The sequence below is a fragment of the Methylobacterium sp. D54C genome, assembly GCF_053345595.1.
Genome location: NZ_JBKFAK010000027.1, coordinates 24952 through 42429, shown reverse-complemented (window position 1 = coordinate 42429; position 17478 = coordinate 24952). Strand labels below are relative to the sequence as shown.

At 70.5% G+C, this 17478-nt stretch carries 15 protein-coding genes; 11 read left to right on the top strand and 4 right to left on the bottom strand.

Annotated elements, in window-relative coordinates:
- Position 1 precedes the first annotated feature (1 nt).
- The 7 genes from ACLBYB_RS28605 to ACLBYB_RS28575 all read left to right on the top strand — a co-directional run bounded on the left by ACLBYB_RS28605 (position 2) and on the right by ACLBYB_RS28575 (position 8248).
- A complete protein-coding gene (locus tag ACLBYB_RS28605) occupies positions 2-862 on the top strand; it encodes an alpha/beta hydrolase (RefSeq protein ID WP_447700802.1) in 861 nt (286 codons plus the stop codon).
- Between the two features lie 71 nt (positions 863-933).
- The gene (locus ACLBYB_RS28600) at positions 934-1965 is read left to right on the top strand and encodes an ABC transporter substrate-binding protein (protein WP_447700801.1); all 1032 of its coding nucleotides are present in this window, start codon (positions 934-936) and stop codon (positions 1963-1965) included.
- On the top strand, positions 1962-3014 hold the full coding sequence (locus ACLBYB_RS28595) for a FecCD family ABC transporter permease (RefSeq protein WP_447700800.1): 1053 nt from the start codon (positions 1962-1964) through the stop codon (positions 3012-3014). The genes ACLBYB_RS28600 and ACLBYB_RS28595 overlap by 4 nt, the downstream gene beginning before the upstream one ends.
- 22 nt (positions 3015-3036) lie before the next feature.
- Positions 3037-3825, top strand: a complete 789-nt coding sequence (locus ACLBYB_RS28590) for an ABC transporter ATP-binding protein (RefSeq protein ID WP_447700799.1) — start codon at positions 3037-3039, stop codon at positions 3823-3825.
- Positions 3826-4120: 295 nt separating this feature from the next.
- Positions 4121-6361 carry a TonB-dependent siderophore receptor gene (locus ACLBYB_RS28585; RefSeq protein ID WP_447700798.1) on the top strand — a complete coding sequence of 747 codons (2241 nt, stop codon included), beginning with the start codon at positions 4121-4123 and terminating at the stop codon, positions 6359-6361.
- 40 nt (positions 6362-6401) lie between these two features.
- Positions 6402-6683, top strand: a complete 282-nt coding sequence (locus tag ACLBYB_RS28580; protein ID WP_447700797.1) for an iron transporter — start codon at positions 6402-6404, stop codon at positions 6681-6683.
- Positions 6680-8248, top strand: a complete 1569-nt coding sequence (locus ACLBYB_RS28575) for a PepSY-associated TM helix domain-containing protein (RefSeq protein WP_447700796.1) — start codon at positions 6680-6682, stop codon at positions 8246-8248. The genes ACLBYB_RS28580 and ACLBYB_RS28575 overlap by 4 nt, the downstream gene beginning before the upstream one ends.
- A gap of 388 nt (positions 8249-8636) precedes the next feature.
- Here the strand turns inward: ACLBYB_RS28575 and ACLBYB_RS28570 are convergent, their stop codons facing one another.
- Complete coding sequence (locus ACLBYB_RS28570) at positions 8637-9281, bottom strand: hypothetical protein (RefSeq protein ID WP_132368190.1); 645 nt, start codon at positions 9279-9281, stop codon at positions 8637-8639.
- 4 nt (positions 9282-9285) lie between these two features.
- Positions 9286-9930 carry a hypothetical protein gene (locus ACLBYB_RS28565; RefSeq protein ID WP_447700795.1) on the bottom strand — a complete coding sequence of 215 codons (645 nt, stop codon included), beginning with the start codon at positions 9928-9930 and terminating at the stop codon, positions 9286-9288.
- A gap of 93 nt (positions 9931-10023) precedes the next feature.
- Between ACLBYB_RS28565 and ACLBYB_RS28560 the strand changes: the two genes are divergently transcribed.
- The gene (locus ACLBYB_RS28560) at positions 10024-11007 is read left to right on the top strand and encodes a hypothetical protein (RefSeq protein WP_447700794.1); all 984 of its coding nucleotides are present in this window, start codon (positions 10024-10026) and stop codon (positions 11005-11007) included.
- Positions 11008-11044: 37 nt separating this feature from the next.
- On the opposite strand, the gene ACLBYB_RS28555 is transcribed toward ACLBYB_RS28560, so the two are convergent.
- Both ACLBYB_RS28555 and ACLBYB_RS28550 read right to left on the bottom strand, forming a co-directional pair.
- Positions 11045-12226, bottom strand: coding sequence for a glycosyltransferase family 4 protein (locus ACLBYB_RS28555; protein ID WP_447700793.1), 1182 nt, complete (start codon positions 12224-12226; stop codon positions 11045-11047).
- Positions 12226-13266 carry a glycosyltransferase family 4 protein gene (locus ACLBYB_RS28550; protein ID WP_447700792.1) on the bottom strand — a complete coding sequence of 347 codons (1041 nt, stop codon included), beginning with the start codon at positions 13264-13266 and terminating at the stop codon, positions 12226-12228. The genes ACLBYB_RS28555 and ACLBYB_RS28550 overlap by 1 nt, the downstream gene beginning before the upstream one ends.
- Before the next feature lie 93 nt (positions 13267-13359).
- Between ACLBYB_RS28550 and ACLBYB_RS28545 the strand changes: the two genes are divergently transcribed.
- From ACLBYB_RS28545 to ACLBYB_RS28535, 3 genes are read left to right on the top strand one after another with little or no spacing between them, the layout of a single operon-like run.
- The gene (locus ACLBYB_RS28545; RefSeq protein ID WP_447700791.1) at positions 13360-15411 is read left to right on the top strand and encodes an HAD-IIB family hydrolase; all 2052 of its coding nucleotides are present in this window, start codon (positions 13360-13362) and stop codon (positions 15409-15411) included.
- Positions 15401-16285, top strand: coding sequence for a glycosyltransferase family 2 protein (locus ACLBYB_RS28540; RefSeq protein ID WP_447700790.1), 885 nt, complete (start codon positions 15401-15403; stop codon positions 16283-16285). The genes ACLBYB_RS28545 and ACLBYB_RS28540 overlap by 11 nt, the downstream gene beginning before the upstream one ends.
- A 22-nt stretch (positions 16286-16307) precedes the next feature.
- On the top strand, positions 16308-17453 hold the full coding sequence (locus tag ACLBYB_RS28535; protein WP_447700789.1) for a glycosyltransferase: 1146 nt from the start codon (positions 16308-16310) through the stop codon (positions 17451-17453).
- Positions 17454-17478: the final 25 nt, after the last annotated feature.

The window sequence follows — 17478 nt, the reverse complement described above, 5'->3', positions numbered from 1 at the left end:
GATGTTGACTCGACCTGAATCGTCGTTCCCGGTCCGCGTGCGCCTTCCCAATACCGAGAGCTGGGATATCCGCTCCCGGGCGGGGCGCGCCTACCGCATCTTCCTCGCGTGGCCCGACGCCGAGCCGCCGCCTGGGGGCTGGGACGTCGTTTACATCCTCGACGGGAACGCGTGGTTCGGCACATTGGTCGACAGCCTGCGCATGCAGGCCCGGCGGCCCGAGGTGACCGGAGTGCGCCCGGCCATCGCCGTGGGCATCGGCTACCCGACCGATCTGGTCCTCGATGTGGACGGCCGCCGCTACGACTTCACCCCACCGTGCCCGGATGGCGCCGAGCCCGCAGGAGATCCGTCCGTCGGGGGCGCCGACGCCTTCCTCGCGTTCCTGGTGGATGAACTCGGTCCGATGGTCGATGCCCGGTTTGGCCTGCGCGCGCCGCATCGCGTCCTGTTCGGCCACTCGTTCGGCGGCCTGTTCGCACTCCACGCGCTCCTGTCGCAGCCGGAGGCCTTCGCGGCTTACGCCGCCGCGAGCCCTTCGCTCTGGTTCGACGGAGGGGCGCTGCTGCGGTCGGCTGCGGCCGCCCGGCTCCTGGACTCGACCGCGGTGATGATCACGGCGGGAGAGCTGGAGGAGCGCTCGCTTCGTGGGGCGGGTGGCCTCCGACCCGGCGCCGCCCGAGGCTCGGACCGCGCCATGATCGGCAACGCCCGAGCCATGGCCGAGCGCCTGCGCGGCCGCGAGGCGGGCCCGAGGGTCCAGTTCCACATCTTCCCAGGCGAGAATCACGTCTCCGTGGTGCCGGCCGCGATCAGCCGGGCGTTGCCCTTCCTCCTCGCCCGCCCGGAGGCCACGCGGTGAGCCCCTGCCGCCTCGCCTGGGCCGGCCTACTCGCCGCATTTGCCCTCGCCGTCCCAGCCGTTGCGGCCCCAGTGACGGCGATCGACGGCCTCGGTCGCAGCGTCACCCTGGCGGCGCCGGCCCGCCGCATCCTGCTGGCGGCTGGGCGCGACCTGCCGGCTCTCGCACTCATTGACCGTGACACTGTCGGACGCCTCGTAGGCATCGGGCGCGATCTCGAACGGCAGAGCCCAGACGTCCACGCGGCTTACGCGCGGCGTTTCCCGGCGCTCGCCGCGTTGCCGACGGTCGAGGCGGGAGTTGGCGGCTTTCCGGCCGAGCGCGCGATCGCGCTGGCGCCCGATCTCGTAATCCTCGGCCGCGCCCAGGCCGGCCCCCTCGACGCCGATGGGAGCAACCCGCTGCTGCGCGCGCTGACGGCTGCGGGGATCGCGGCTGCCGTGATCGATTTCCGCGAGCACCCTATGCGCGACACGGCTCCGGCGATGAGAGCGCTGGGCCGCTTGCTCGGCCGGGAGCAAGAGGCGGAGGCGTTCCTCGACTTCGTGGCGGCCCATCTTGCGGCGGTGACGGAGAGACTGCGCGGCGTGCACGAGGCCCCTGCCGTGTTCCTTCACACCCACGCGGGGGCGATGGCCTGTTGCTTCTCCCCCGGCCGGGGGACCTTCGACGACGACATCCGCGCCGCGGGCGGGGCCAACGCGGCGGCCCGACTCTTGCCGGGGGCCACGGGCCAAGTCAGTCCTGAAGCGCTCATCGGCCTCGACCCGGCGGTCTACGTCGCCACCGGCGGCGCGTACGGCTCCGGGCGGGGCGGGCTCTCCCTCGGCGACGGCATCGACCGCGAGGCGGCGCGCACCTCGCTTTCCGCGGTTCTTCGCGCACCGAGCCTCACCGGGTTGTCGGCCGTGCGGGCTGGCCGCGCCTTCGGGCTCTGGCATGGGTTCGGAGCCTCGCCCGTCAACGTCCTGGCCGTCGAGGTCATGGCCAAGTGGCTGCATCCGGAACTGATGGAAGGCATCGAGCCCGAGGCAACCCTCGCCGAGATCAACGCCCGCTTTCTCGCGGTGCCGATGGCGGGCACCTACTGGATCGACCCGTGACCGTCGGCCTCTCCGCCACGCCCGACCCGGCAGCAGCCTACGCCCGGACGCTTCGGCGGCGGGCAGTGTGGCTGGCATTGGCGATCCTCTGCGTCGGGCTTGCGTTCCTGCTCGACATGGCGACGGGTCCCGCCATGCTGCCGCCAGGACACGTGCTGCGCGCGCTGTTCGACCCGGCGGGCGTCACGCCCGCCGAAGCGGCGATCGTCCGGGCAGTCCGACTGCCGCCCGCGGTGACGGCGCTGCTGGTCGGCGCCGCTCTATCGCTCGCAGGCACCGAGATGCAGACGGTCCTCGACAACCCGCTCGCGAGCCCCTTCACCCTGGGGCTGGCCTCGGCCGCCGCCTTCGGCGCGGCGCTCTGCATCGTGGCCGGCATGGGCTTGCCGTACCTGCCCCGCGCGTGGGTCGTGCCCGCCTACGCCTTCGCATTCGCGCTCGGGGCGGCCCTGCTGCTACAGGGTCTGTCACGACTGCGAGGCGGGCGCGACAGCGTCGTGCTGTTTGGCATCGCACTGTTCTTCAGTTTCAACGCCCTGGTGGCCTTGCTCCAGTTCGCGGCGTCCGAGCAGGCGTTGCAGCAGCTCGTGTTCTGGACGATGGGAAGCCTCGGCCGCACGGACTGGGCGCAGATCGGCGCGCTGGCCGCGATCCTCTCCATCATCGTCCCCCTGTCGCAGCGCTCGGCCGCAGATCTGACGGCCCTGCGCTTCGGTCATGAACGCGCGCGCACCTTCGGCATCGACGTGAGCCGGCTGCATCTGGCCGCCATGCTTCGGATCAGCGTTCTGACGGCGGCCGCGGTGGCGTTCGTAGGGACGATCGGCTTCGTCGGGCTTGTTGGGCCGCACCTCGCGCGACTGCTGGCCGGCGAGGACCATCGCTTCCTGCTCCCGACGAGTCTGTGCACCGGCGCCCTGCTGCTCTCGCTCGCCTCTACCGCGAGCAAGCTCATCGTACCCGGCGCCATGCTGCCGATCGGAATTGTGACCGCGCTAATCGGGGTGCCGTTCTTCATGATCCTGATCGCGCGCAGGGTGGCGTCATGACGCCATGCCGTGAGATTGCACCATGATGCACGATGGGTCGGCGGGGCTCGCGATCGCCGACCTGCGGGTGGGCTATGGCCGGCACGCGGTCCTGCGCGGGGTGACGCTGCCGATGATACAGCCTGGACGACTTACGATCGTCGCTGGGCCGAATGGCGCGGGCAAGTCGACGCTCCTGCGCGCGCTCGCTGGGCTCGTTCAGGCCGCGGGCTCGATCCGGCTCGACGGGCGCGAGATGGTCGGCGCCCCGGCGTCCCGCCGAGCGGAGGGCGTGGCGTTCATGCCGCAGGCGCTGCCCCCCGATCTCACCTTCACCGTGATGGAAGCCGTCGTCTACGCCGCCAGGGCGGGCAAGCCGGCGCACGGCGCGCCAGCACCCGTCCAAGCGGCGGCCGTCCTCGATCGGCTCGGGCTCACGGCGCTCGCCCGGACCCGGCTCGATCGGCTGTCGGGCGGACAGCGCCAGTTGACGAGCTTGGCCCAGGCGCTCGTCCGGCGCCCGCGGCTGCTACTCCTCGACGAACCGCTCAGCGCGCTGGATCTGCGCCACCAGCACGCCGTCCTCACGGTCCTGCGCAGCCTCGCCGCGGACGGCCTGATCGTGTTGGCAGTGCTGCATGACCTCAGCCTCGCCGCGACGTGGGCCGATCGCGTCGTCCTGATCCATGGCGGGGGCGTGGCCGCCGACGGGCCGCCGGAACGAGCCGTCACTGCGGCGACGCTGGCGGAGGTGTACGGCGTCGCCGCGACGGTGCGGCGTGGCGACGATCGCTCCACCAGCATCGTCGTGACAGGACTGCTCGACCCGTAGCCAATCGTAAGACGCACGGTGCCGCGCCCTAAGCCAACGCCTCCCACGCGTGAGTGCCGCGAAGCAGCTGTGCTGTTTCGGTCACGACCCACAGCCCCTGCCATTCATGGCCTTGCACGCGTTCGTGATCGCGCCTATCCCGGCGGCAGAAAAGTCAAGCAAAACAGTAGTTTAGCTTCTTTCTAATCTGCGATCTGCATCCCCGCTGGGCGTCCTCCCGGCGAACGCGGGCGGCTGCCCGCAGCGCGAGAGAGACACGGTGTTCATGCGTCGAGATCAGGCACAACGAGGCACTGTGCGTGCTCTCACCCTCGCGGGCGTCTCGCTCGGCATCCTGATCCAAGCCCTTCCGTTCAGGCCGATCGCCATCAGTGCCGCCCAGGCGCAGGACGCGACCCCGTCGCGCCCGCGGGCGCGCAACCCCGCCGATCAGACCGCACAAGCCGGAGTCGTGCTGGAGGAGTTGAGCGTCACCGGCCAAGGCGGTGGCGGGCGCCGCCAGGAGGATCCGCTCGGCCCCATCGACGGTTTCGTGCCAACCCGCTCGCTGACCGCGACCAAGACCAATACGCCGCTGATCGAGACACCGCAGTCGATCACCGTCATCGGGCGTCAGCAGCTCGACGCGCAGCGGGCCCTCACCGTGCCCGAGGCACTGAAGTATGTGCCGGGCGTCTACGGTGGCACCTACGGCCCAGGCAGCCGGATAGACTTCTACCTGATCCGCGGCTTCACCGCGCAGGACACCGGGCTCTACCTCAACGGGCTGCAGCTCCTGCAGTACGGCAACGGGACGTTTCAGGTCGATCCGTTTGGGCTTGAGCGGATCGAGGTCTTGCGCGGGCCGGCGGCCGTCCTGTTCGGACAAGGCGGACCCGGCGGCCTCGTCAACCTGATCAGCAAGCGGCCGCCGCTCGAGGAACTGCGCTACGTTGAGGCTGGCGGCGGCTCCTACGGGCAGAAGTATCTCGCCTTCGACGTCGGCGGTCCCGCCGACGCGGAGGGACACTGGTTCTATCGGCTCACCGCCCTCGGCCGCAACGGTGGTACACAGCTCGACGGTACCGACGATAACCGCGGCTACATCGCCCCGTCGTTCACCTACAAGCCGGACGGGGCGACCACGTTCACGGTCCTGACGAGCTTCCAGCACGATGAGACCGGCCGCATCGGCGGCTTCCTGCCCTACGTCGGAACGGTGCGTCCACAGGCCCTCGGCCTGCGCATCCCACTCAATGTCAACATCAACGATCCGCAGGCCAACCGCTTCCGACGTACGCAGGCCTACGGCGGTTACCAGTTCGAGCACGTCTTCGACGAGGTGTTCACCTTCCGGCAGAACCTGCGCTACTCGTTCACCGAGAGCTACGACAACACCCTCATCTCCGGCAGCTACGTCGCCGGCACGAACCAGACAGTGCTCAACCGCTACCGCTCGCAATCCTCTGGCCGTGAGAACCTGTTCAACGTCGACAACCAGCTCGAAGCCCGCTTCGACACCGGACCGTTCCGCCACACGATGTTGTTCGGGCTCGACTACAAGCAGGCTCAACTCGACGGCACCAGCGCGCGCAGCTCGACCACCGCGAACCTGCCGGCGCTGCGGATCAACTTCCTCGCCCCGGTCTACGGGGTGCCCACCCCGATCCCGACGCCCTTCAACGTCACGGGCACCTCGTTCCAACAACTTGGCATCTATGCCCAGGACCAGATCCACATCACCCCGGAGCTCAGCATCATCGCCAGCGGGCGGGGCGATTTCACCGAGAACGACGTCCTCAACAAGCTGACGAGCCGGACCAGCGAGCAGCGCGCCAACGCGGCGACCCAGCGCTACGGCATCGTCTACGACTTCGACTTCGGGCTCGCCCCCTACCTGAGCTACGCGACGTTCTTCAACCCGGTGATCGGGACGGACTTCTTCAGCCAGCCGTTCAAGCCGGAGACGGGCGATCAGTACGAGGCCGGCGTGAAGTACCAGCCTCCTGGCTCGCAGCTTCTCGCCACAGCCGCAGTGTTCGACCTGATCCGCACCAACGTGTCGACGACGGACCCGACCAACATCAACAACACGATCCAGATTGGCGCGGTGCGCTCGCGCGGCGTCGAGCTGGGGTTGCAGGCCAACGTCACGCCCGACTTCAACGTCACCGCATCGTTCACGAGCTACGACCTGAAGACGGTCGCGGACGGTTCGGCCGCCAGGATCGGCAAGACCCCGGTCAACACCCCGCAGACCCTGGCCTCGGCGTTCGCGGACTACACGATCCCGACCGGACCTCTGGCCGGCTTCGGCTTCGGCGGCGGCGTGCGCTACATCGGCATGTCCTACGCCTCGGTCGACAACTACTTCACCGTGCCGGAGGTCGTGTTGTTCGACGCACAGGTGCACTACGTGCGCGACGGCTGGCGCTTCGCGATCAACGCCACCAACGTGGCCGATCGGCACTACGTGGCGTCCTGCATCTCGACCGGCAGCGGGTGCTACTACGGCGACGCGCGCCGGGTGATCGCGAGCGCGAGCTACAAGTGGTGAGACGCCCGTCGGTCTCCGCTTCGCGGCGAACAGCTTTCCGGTGACGGCCCGCGCTTGTCTCGCGGTCGCAGCCCGGATCGCCCTGGCGGGCTTCGGCGGCTATGGTCTGGCAGGTCTCGCCACCGCGGCGCTGGCGCTCGCCCTGCCGATGGGTCGAGCCGACGCTGCGTCGACGGCGACGATGCTGAGCTTTGCCGTCTACGCTGCGGCTGTGCTGTGGACGTTCGGGGTCCGCCGCCTCGCGACCGCCGCGCTCGGCCTGCTGCTGCCGGCCCTCGCGCTCGGCGGCCTCGTCGGGGCACTGTACGGAGGAGCTGGATGAAGACGACGTTCCGGCAGTCGATGGCGTGGCTGCACGCCTGGTCCGGGCTCGTGGTCGGCTGGGTGCTGTTCGCAGTCTTCCTCACCGGCACCCTGAGCTACTACCGCACTGAGATCTCGCAGTGGATGCGGCCGGAACTCCGCGCCGGTCACGCGGTCGATGTCCAGATCGCCGCGGAGCGCGCCGTCGACGCCCTGCGCGAGCGCGCCCCGGACGCGCGGTCCTGGTTCATGACGCTGCCGACCTCTGAGATCCCCGCGACCCGGATCGTCTGGCGCACCGCCCCCGGAGCCCCGTTCTCGGTGGCACTGCTCGACCCGGCCACCGGTAGCGCGCTGACCGCACGGGATACCCGCGGCGGCGACTTCCTGTACCGGTTCCACTACGAGCTTCACCTGCCGCCCCTGTGGGGACGCTGGATCGTCGGCGGCTGCGCCATGGTGATGCTGATCGCCCTGCTCAGCGGGATCGTCACGCATCGGCGGATCTTCGTCGACATGTTCACCCTCCGGCCCGGGAAGGCGCCGCAGCGCGCGTGGCTCGACGCACACAACGTCACCGGCGTGCTGGCGCTGCCGTTCCACCTGATGATCACCTACACCGGTCTCGTCACGCTGATGCTGTTGTACATGCCCTGGGGGGTGGACGCGGCCTACCGCGGTGATCGCGAGCGATACTTCCAGGACCGCGGCCAGACGATCGTGGCCCGTCCTCCGGCCCATGACCCGGGGACGCTCGCGCCGCTCGGACCGATGGTCCGCGAGGCGGTGCGCCTCACCGGCTCGGTGGCAACCTTCATCGCGATCCACAACCCGCGCGACGCGCGAAGCACGGTGGTGGTGACGATGGAGGAGCCCGAGGGCTTGGCTCACATCCACCCCGCGGTCGGCTTCGATGGGGTGACGGGCACCTTCCTCGCCACGACCATGCCGGCCAGCGCCGCGACCACCGTGCACGGGACATTAATTGGCCTGCATGAGGCACACTTCGCACGCTGGCCGCTGCGCCTGCTGTTCTTCCTGTCGGGCTTGATGGGCTGCGCCATGGTGGCAACCGGCCTGGTGCTGTGGACCGTCGCGCGTCTACCCAAGCCCAACTCTGCGGCGCGACTGCCGCTGGGCCACCGGCTCGTCCACGCGCTCAACGTCGGCACGGTGGTCGGCCTGCCGATCGCCGTGGCGTCCTACTTCCTGGCCAACCGGTTGCTGCCCGCGGCGATGCCTGCTCGTCCCGAGGCCGAAGTGCAGGCCTTCTTCGCCGGGTGGTTGTTGACGGCCCTTCCAGTCGCGTTCCTCGCGCCGGCTCGGGCATGGACCGTCGCGCTAACGACGGCCGCCGCCGGGTTCTTCGCCATCCCGATCGTCGGCGGCGTCACGACGAACCGTCATCTCCTCACAAGCTTGCGTGAAGGCGACACGGTGTTCGCGGCCTTCGATACCACCAGCTTCTGCGTCGCGGCCGGGTTCGGGCTCGCTGCTTATGCATTGGCCAACCGTCGAGCTGCCCCGCAGCGGCTGAGAAAGAACACTTTCCAGACAGGTGTCGGATCGCAGTCGTCGGTCTGACGGCGATGCCGGTGTCTAGGGGGTAAGCTCTGTGATGGAGTGGCATCGCCTCGGGCCACGTCTGCTTACGGGCACGAGCAAAGTGCTGTGAACGACCGGGACGGGCGCCAAGCCGAATGTCCGGTCTGGCGCGCGATGGCGAGCCGGCGTGACGTAGTCTGGCCGCAACCCGCCAGTCCGCCTCGGAATGTCGCCGCCCGACATGCAGACATTCTCCTCCCTGCTGGACCGCAACCCACCGCCGAGCGTTGGGTCGTGCGAGACTGTGGCCCGTAGGCAAAGGACAGCCTCGGAGCTTCTGGGCTAGATAGGTCGTACGCCCTGCGGCCGGGTTGATCACGATAACGCTTCAGATGCCGTCGGCCGAGACGGCGTCGCGAAGCCTTTATCAGCTACGCGTCCACGCAGCATACACGGCCCCAGTCGCCGTATCGGGCTTCGCCGCTCCGATGAAGATCACGACCGGGCCATGGGAGTCGCGCCGGGGATCATAGAAATCGAGCAGACCGGGATGGAGGCGCTGAATAAAATTCGGATGCCGGCCGCTCCGGCGTAGCAGGTGGTCGATAACGACCTGATCGCCATGCACGGCATTCGGCACGGGGCCGCAGGAGCCCGGACTCATCCAGCGGTCGGGGTCGGCCGCGAAGGTCGTGTAGAGCGACGCGAGTTCGTCCCCGGACCAGCGCAGCAGCGCGCTGGAGAGGCGCCCCGCGTGGAAATAGTCCTCCATCGCGGCGAGACCGGGCTCGGCTAGGGCATCGGCCGGGCCGGTCAGCACCGTATCGAGGTCGCACAAGAGGGCCGGACCCGTGCTCAGACCAGGCCGGAACGCCTCCATCTTCGCCCACCAGGCCGGCCAAGCATGCCGGAGCGGGATCGTCTCCACGCCCTGAACAGCCACCGGCAGGTCCGTAAGACAGACGATCCGTTCGAAAGCCGGGGCATGGCGGCGGATGCCGCCTGCGAGGCGGGCGACCCAGGTGGCGTCGTAGCGCCCGCCGTCCTTCAGGACGGTGATCAGCGTAGTCATGACGTTATCGCTCGGTCAGAGATGGCGGATGCACACGGATGCGTCCGGCGGCCTCGGCCTCGGCGAACCATGCGCGCTCGGCCGCCCAGGGATGACCGGGCCAGCCGTCGAACCCGAAGCCGAACACCTGCGCCGGTCCTGCGCCGGCCGGGCGGCCGAGCAGCAGCGCGAGCGTCACGAGGAAGCCGGTGCTCGGGTTCGGGCGTCCCGCCGTGCGGGGCCTGAGCAGAGCGTGAGCCTGCTGGTGCAGCGTCTCGGGCAGGAGGAAGACCGGGCGGCCCAACGGTTGCAGCCGCGCCAGAAGTTCGCGGGTCCAGCAGATCGGCTCGGGGACGTTGTGCTCCGCCGGCAGCATCGGGAAGGGCAGGATGAAGGCCTGCGCAGCGCGGACCACCGGACGCTCGAGAAAATTCCGGTCCGCCAGCCATTCCCGCGTCTGGCCGCCGCGGTTGACCAGTGCGAGATGGGTGATGCGGCGGCCGCCAGCGGCGCCGAAACCGGGCGCGTTGTTGAAGCGGACGACGCTATCGGCTGCATCGATCGCGGCTCCCCACGCACCCGTTCCGGACGCGTTGCCCACGATGGCGAGGGACCCGTCGGCGGGCAGGCCGGCGCGTCCGGCGGAGAGGGGGTCGACGTCCGGGAGCACGTGCGGCAGGGGTTATGGGAACCGCGAAGGTAAGGCGCGGGCCCGGCGCATCCAGGCCCCTCCGGCCTGATCGCGAGCGCGGAAGAGGGGATCATGCGGCGATGCTTCGTCTGTGCGGCCGCCATGATCGGGCCGAGCGACCGGACCCTGTCCTATCCGGATGGTGAGCGCCGCGCCTTCCCGCTGGCCTGCAACGCCTGCGGGGTCCTGCTCGTGGAGAATGGGGATGCGGAGGCGTGCCGCGCGCATCTGGCCCGAAGCCTCGCCGGTCCGGTCTTCGCGCTGGACCGGGAGGCGCCCTACGGCCTCGACCTCTACACCCTGCGTAGCGCTGCGACCCGTTGGCGGCTCGGCGCCTGTCCCCGCGACGAGGCCGGCCGCGCGGAACTCCAGCACCCCCACGGTACCCGGGCGGCCGAAGCCGAGCTGTTCGCCCTCGAAGCCGCCGACGGACGCCCGGTGTCCCTCGGTCTCATCTGCCGTCCGGCGGACCGGGACGCGGTCCTGGCCTCGCTGCCGGTGCAGGCTGGCTGGACGGACGACGTCGTGATCCTGGTCGACGGGCCGGCCCTGGCGGCGGAGCCGGTCATGGTCGCGGGCTTCGCCGCGGGGGCGGTGCGCGTGGCCGCCCGCCCCCTGGACGGGGATTTCGCCGCGCAGCGCAATGCCCTCCAGGGTTTCGCCCGCCACGGCTGGATGCTGCAGCTCGACGCCGACGAGGCGCTCGAGCCGGCGACCGGCCGCTTGCTGCCCGCCTTGGCGGCCCTCGCCGAGGCGGACGGCATCGTCTCAGTCGGCCTCGCCCGGGCGAACCGGGTCGATGGTGTCCTCTCGGACGTCTTCCCGGATGTCCAGTATCGATTGAATCGCACCGGTCTGCTGTACGCCGGTCGCGTCCACGAGCGCCCTGTTCTCGATGGCGGCTGGCCGGGGAGCCTCATCGCCCTGCACGGTTGGATCGAGCACCGCCTCAGTTCGGCCCATGTACGGACTCGGTCGCGGCGCTACGAGGCGCTCGATCCCGGGCGCGGACGTCCGGAGGAGGAGGCCGCGCTGCTGCGCCCCTACGCAGACTGACGGGTCGGAGCGGGCCGGATCTGCTGCGGCTGCACGATCAGCCGCGCGCCGCCGCGATCGCCCGTTCGTAGAGCGCCAGGGTCTCGCGCCCGAGGCTCGCCCGGCTGAAGCGCCCGGCCGCCGCCAGGGCGCGGGCGCGGTAGGCGCGGCGCAGGTCCGGATCGGTGAGGAGCGGACGCAGGGCATCGGCGAGGGCCGGTCCGGTCGCGGCCGAGGCCAGGGGACCGGCGCCGGGCGCGCCGACGAAGGCGCGGGCGCTCGCATCCTCGGCGCAGGCCACGACCGGTCGGCCGTAGGCGAGCGCCTCCTGGTAGACGAGTCCGAAGCTCTCGTAGCGCGAGGGCGCGAGCACCGCATGGGCCTCGGCATAGGCCTCTGACAGCGATCGGCCGTCGATCCGACCCCGAGCCTGTATGTGCCGCCGCGCAGCCTGGGGCAGATCGGCCGGGAGATCGTCTGGTGGGACCCCGACGAGGTCGAGCCGAAAGGCGGGCAGAATGCCCTGCGCATGCTCGGCACCGAGGATCGCGGCCGCGCCGAGAAGGGCGCCGAACCCTTTCCGCGCCTCCGCCCGCCCGACGAAGAGCAGGCGGATAGGTTCCGCCGCCTGGGGATAGGGGGCGCCGCGCGCAGCAGCAGCCACTTCGGGGGGAAGGCTGAGACCGATCACCGCTTCGGGCTGCCGTCCGGTCAGCCCGTAGGCCCGAGCGATCACCGCCCCGTGCGCCGCCGTGTTGGCGATGAGCCCGGTGCTTCCCCTGGCCTGTCGGCGCTCCAGGCCGTCGGCCATCCAGCCGTCCAGGCGGTTCCGCAAGCTGCCGGCCGGGTCGCGTGTGAAGGCGGCCGGCGTCGAGCTGCGGGTCACCAGCGGCAGATCCCGACGGCCGGCGAGCAACGCGGCCGGCGCGTACCAGTTCGTTGCCTCGACGACGTCGAAGGACACCTCGTCGTTGGCGGCGAGGACGGCGCGCCGGAACGCGAGCGGGGCGGCGAGATGACCGGCCGATCCCCAGAGGCGCAGGCGCGCCAGGGGGCTTCCGGGCGCCAGGGCGAGGCCCGATACGGCAACGCCGCCCGTCCGTTCATGCCCAGTCCGGTCGAGGGTGAAGACCGTCACCGCCGCGCCGGCCTCCGCGAGGCTCTCGGCGATCTCCCGGGCGGCAGTCGAGAGGCCGCTCGGGGATGGCGGGTAGTCCCAGGTCAAAAGGGCTGTGCGCATCAGGCGGCGCGTAGGCGCTGGTAGAGGGCCAGGTAATCCCGCGCCATGCGCTCGGCGGTGAACCGTTCCTCGAACCGGCGGCGGACTGTTGCACGGTCGAGCTGCCCGATGCGGGCGAGGGCTTCGACCGCCTCGGCCTCGGTGGAGACGATGAAACCCGTCACCCCGTCCTCGACGATCTCGGGGACCGAGCCGCGCTCCCAGGCGACGACCGGGGTCCCGCAGGCCATCGCCTCGATCATCACGAGGCCGAAGGGCTCGGGCCAGTCGATCGGGAACAAGAGCGCCCGGGCGCCCCCCAGGAGCTCGCCCTTCCGGGCATCGTCGACGGGCCCGAGATAGGTCGCATCGGTGCCGAGGAGGGGCCACACCCGCCGATCGAAATAGTCCGGGTTGCCCACATCAATCGTGCCGCCGAGCCGGATCGGCAGGCCGGCCGCGCGGGCGACGCGGATCGCCACATCGGGGCGCTTCTGGTCGGTCATGCGGCCGACAAAGGCGACATGGTCGTCCGGTACGGCGCGGAGGCTGTAGCGGGTCCGGTCGATGCCGTGATGCACGATGCCGGCCCGGTTGGAGGCCGGGATGCCGGTAGCCTGCGCGGCCGAGATCGCCGCCACCGGCAGGTCGGGGAAGCCCTGGAAGAACAGCGCCCGGTCGAGTTCGTCGACCCGCCAGTGGATGGTGGTCAGGCTGTGCCGGCGGCGCCCGCCCAGGAGAGCCGCATGCGCGAACTCGCCATGGCAATGAACGATGTCGAATGCGTCCAGCCGCCGACGCAGGGCCTCCAGTTGCAGGGCGTCCAGGGCGGCCGGCACCCCGGGTGCGACGCGCCCGTATTGCCGTTCCAGAGCCGCAAGGCTCGGGTAGTCGCCGACACGCGGCAAGTCTGTCGCACTGTCCGAAGAAGCAAACAATGTTAGTTCCACGCCCAAGCTTCGCAGCGCCGTGCTGAGATCATGCACAACCCGCTCGGTGCCGCCGTGATGGTCTGGGGGAACGGGAAAGATGTTCGGTGCGACCTGGGCGACGCGAAGCACGGCAACCTCTTTACATATGTTAATCCGGGGCGCGGCGATCGCTTTACATAAGTTAAGTGCCCAGGGTCGCTCGAGAGCCATAGCGTACGTCTGATGTTCGTTCTGCACATCGCCCTGCAGGGCTGCCTGCGCGGCGACAGCGTCGTCTACGGGCTGACCGCCGACACCGGCGGCCATATCCGCTACCTGCTCGATCTGGTTTCGGCCTCCGTGCAGGACCGCGATCTCACGCGGATCGTGGTGGCAACCCGCCTGTTTCGCGGCTCCCTCGGCCCCGCCTACGCCGTGCCCGAAGAGCCGATCGCCGACAAGGTCACGCTCGTGCGGCTCGCGAGCGCGTCCCCAGACTACCGCGCCAAGGAGGCGATGCACGCCGAGGTCGCGTCCTTCGCCGAAAATCTCATCTCCTGGATCACCGCCCAGGACCGGCCGCCGGATCTCATTCACGCGCATTACGCGGACGCGGCGACGGTGGCGGCCCTGGTGGAGGATCGCCTTGGCATCCCCTTCGTGTTCACGGCCCATTCCCTCGGACGCGTGAAGGCGACGATGCTGGGCGCGGTCCCCGTCCAGCCCGATCTCGCGCGCCGAATCGCCGCCGAGGAGGAGGCGCTGGCGCGGGCCCAGCTCGTGATCGCCTCCTCGCGGGACGAGGCCGAGGTGCAGTACGCCGGCTATGCGGCCTACGATCCCGGGCGCGTCCGTGTCCTGCCTCCGGGCAGCGACCTCGTCCGCTTCGCCGCGGCCAAGCCGCATCCCCGGGTCGACGCCGCGATCGACCGCTTCCTGACCGATCCGGCCAAGCCGGCGGTCCTGGCGCTCGCCCGGCCGGTGGCGCGCAAGAATCTCGCGGCGCTGGTGCGCGCCTACGGCGAGAGTCGTGCGCTCCAGGCCCGCGCCAATCTCGTGATCGTCGCCGGGACCCGCGACGATATCGACACCCTCGATGGCGACATGGCCGCGACCATGCGCGACCTCCTGGTCCTGATCGACCGTTATGACCTCTACGGGCGCGTCGCCTACCCCAAGACCCATCGTCCGGAGGATGTGCCGGCAATCTACGCCCATGCTCGGGCTCGGGGCGGCCTGTTCGTCAACCCGGCCCTCAACGAGCCCTTCGGCCTGACGCTGCTGGAGGCCTCGGCCGCCGGCCTGCCGCTGGTCGCCACCGACAGCGGCGGCCCCAACGACATCGTCGAGACCTGCGGCAACGGACTCCTGGTCGATCCCCGCACCCCCGGGGCGATCGCCGAGGCCTGCCTGCAGATCCTGGGCGATCCGGCCCTCTACGCGCGCTGCGTGGCCGGCGGCGCCCGGGCGGCGGCGGCCTACGACTGGGACCGGCACGCCGCGCGCTATCACGTGCTGCTGCGCGCGCTGCTGGCCGCGGAGCCGTCCATACAGACACCCCGGCAACTGCTCGTCTGCGACATCGACAACACACTGGTCGGCTGCGATGCGGCCATGGGGATCTTCCGCCGCTGGCGCAGCCGCCAGGCGGGGCTGGCCTTCGGCGTCGCAACCGGCCGGTCCTTCCACAGCGCGATGGCCGTGCTGGAGCAGCAGGACAGCCCTCGGCCGCAGGTGATGATCACCTCGGTGGGGTCGGAAATCTACCACCTCGACGCCAACGGCGTGACCTACACGGCCGACGCCGCGTGGCGCCGGATCATCGCGTCCGGCTGGGATCGGTCGGCCGTGCAGACGGCTTTGGCCGGGCTCGACGGGCTCACCCCGCAGGGCCCGCTAGAGCAGCGGATCCTGAAGCTGAGCTATTTCGGCGATCCGGCGGCCGCGCGGCGCGTCCGCGCGTGCCTCGCCCAGGCCGGACTCGCCGCCCGCGTGATCCACAGCCACGGCCGCTACCTCGACATCCTGCCGGAGGCGGCCTCGAAGGGTACCGCGGTCGATCACGTCCGGGCGCTCTATGACCTGCCGGAGCACGCGGTGTTCGTCGCCGGCGATTCCGGCAACGACATCGAGATGCTGGGCGCGCGGGTGCAGGCGATCATCGTGGCGAACTATTCTGACGACCTCGCAAGCCATGCCGCCCTGAAGCACTCCTACGTGTCCCGCCGGACCCACGCGCGGGGCATCATCGAAGGGGTGTCGCACTTCCGCCGGATGCTTGCCGATGTCTGCTGAACACGGGGGGGAGCCGGGTCCCAGCGTCCTGACCCTGGTCCGCGGCCGGACCGACCGCCTACGTAATCTGATGCGGGGTCTCGCCCGCCAGACGCTGCCCCCGCGGGAACTGGTCATCGCCTGGATGCAGTCGCAGCGTGCACCGGATCTGCCCGATCCCGGCTGCCCGGTCCGACACCTCCACGTGCCGGGCGAGCCGATGCCGCTGGCCGCCGCGCGCAACCGGGCCGCCGAGGCAGCGTGCGCTGAACTCCTCGTCTTCCTCGACGTGGATTGCATCCCGTCGCCGGGACTGGTGGCAGCCTACGCGAACGCTGCCGGGACGACCTGGGGGCTGCTCCTCGGCGAGGTTCTCTACCTGCCCCCGGGGGCGGTCGCCGACGATCCCGATCCGGCGTTCCTCGATCGCCTCGGCCGGATCCATCCGGCCCGACCCGCCCTTCCAGATACCGGCCTCCGTCCCGAGCCCGACGCGGGACAGCTCTGGGGGCTGTCCTTCGCGCTGCCGGCCGCGTCCTGGCGCGAAGCCGGCGGCATGGACGAGGCCTTCGTGGGCTACGGCGGCGAGGAGACCGACCTCGCCGCCCGGCTCGCCGCGTCCGGGCTGCCGACCTTCTGGGTTGCGGGCGCCCGCGCCTATCACCAGCACCACCCGGTCCACGTCCCGCCGCTGCAGCATTTCGCGCCGATCCTCGCCAACGCGACGCGCTTCCGGGCACGGCACGGGCGCTGGTGCATGACCTACTGGCTCGGCCAGTTCCGGGCGGCCGGGTTGATCGATTGGGACGCCGACGCCCCCGCGATCCGCCTGATCCGCCCGCCGACTGGACCCGAGATCGCCGCGGCCCTGCGGCCCGACGCCCTGTACTCCTGAGATCGAGCCCGACCCCACCCTCATGAAGAAGCCGATCGCATTCTTCGTTCATCACCAGGGCCGCGGCCATGCCAACCGCACGATGGCAGTGGCCGCCGAGTTTGCCCGAGACCGGGCCGTCTCGGTGCTGACCGCCGGCCCGCACCTGTTCGACGGCTTCGGCCGTGACATCGAGATCGTGGCGCTGCCCAACATGATCGGCGCCGCCGTGCCGACGGCGCGGCTCTACGCCGAGCCGACGCCCCAGGTGATGCACTGCGTCCCCCTGGGTCTCGACGCGATGCGCCGGACCATGCGGGCTATTCTCGACCATCTCGACGAGCGCGGGATCGGCCTGTTCGTGGTCGACGTCTCGGCGGAGATTGCGCTGCTCGCGCGCATTGCCAGCGTGCCGGCGGTGCAGATCCGCATGCACGGCGACCGCTCCGATATCGGCCATGTCGGCGCCTATGAGGCCTGCGTGGGAATGCTCGCCCCCTTTGACGAACGGTTGGAGCAGGACGATTACCCGGCGCAGCTGCGCGCCAAGACCTTCTACAGTGGCGGCCTGTGCACCAGCGTCGACCGGGTGCCGGAGCGCGCGGAGGCGCGCGCCAAACTCGGCCTCGATCCCGCACGAGAGATCGTCGTCGCGGTGACCGGCGGCGGCGGCAGCGGCACGCCCTACGCGCCGCTCACGGTCGCGGCCCGGGCCGAACCCGATACCCTGTGGCTCACCCTCGGGCCGACCCACCGCGAGGGCCACGAGACCGATTTCTCCAACCTGCGCGAACTCGGCTGGGTGCCATCGGTGACGGATTACCTCGTCGCCGCCGACATCGTGATCGCCTCGGCGGGCGACAACACGATTCATGAGGTCGCCCGGGTCGGCGGTCGCCTGATCGTCATGCCGGAATGGCGCTACTTCGCCGAGCAGACCCGCAAGGCCGAGGCGCTGGTCCGCCTCGGCGCCGCCGTGCAAGCGCCCGTCTGGCCCGGCGACCTCCAGGGCTGGCGCGACCTCCTCGCCCGAGCCCGCGTCCTGGACGTCACCGCCCTCCGCGGCCTCTATGCCCCCGATGCCGCCGTCCGCGCCGCCGGCTGGCTCGAGGGGCTGACCGACGCGCTCTGGGACCTCGGACCCGCCAGGGTCGAATCCACCCCGCTTCAGGACATCGCGGCCGAATGAACGCCTCTTTCTCCCTGGGTCGACC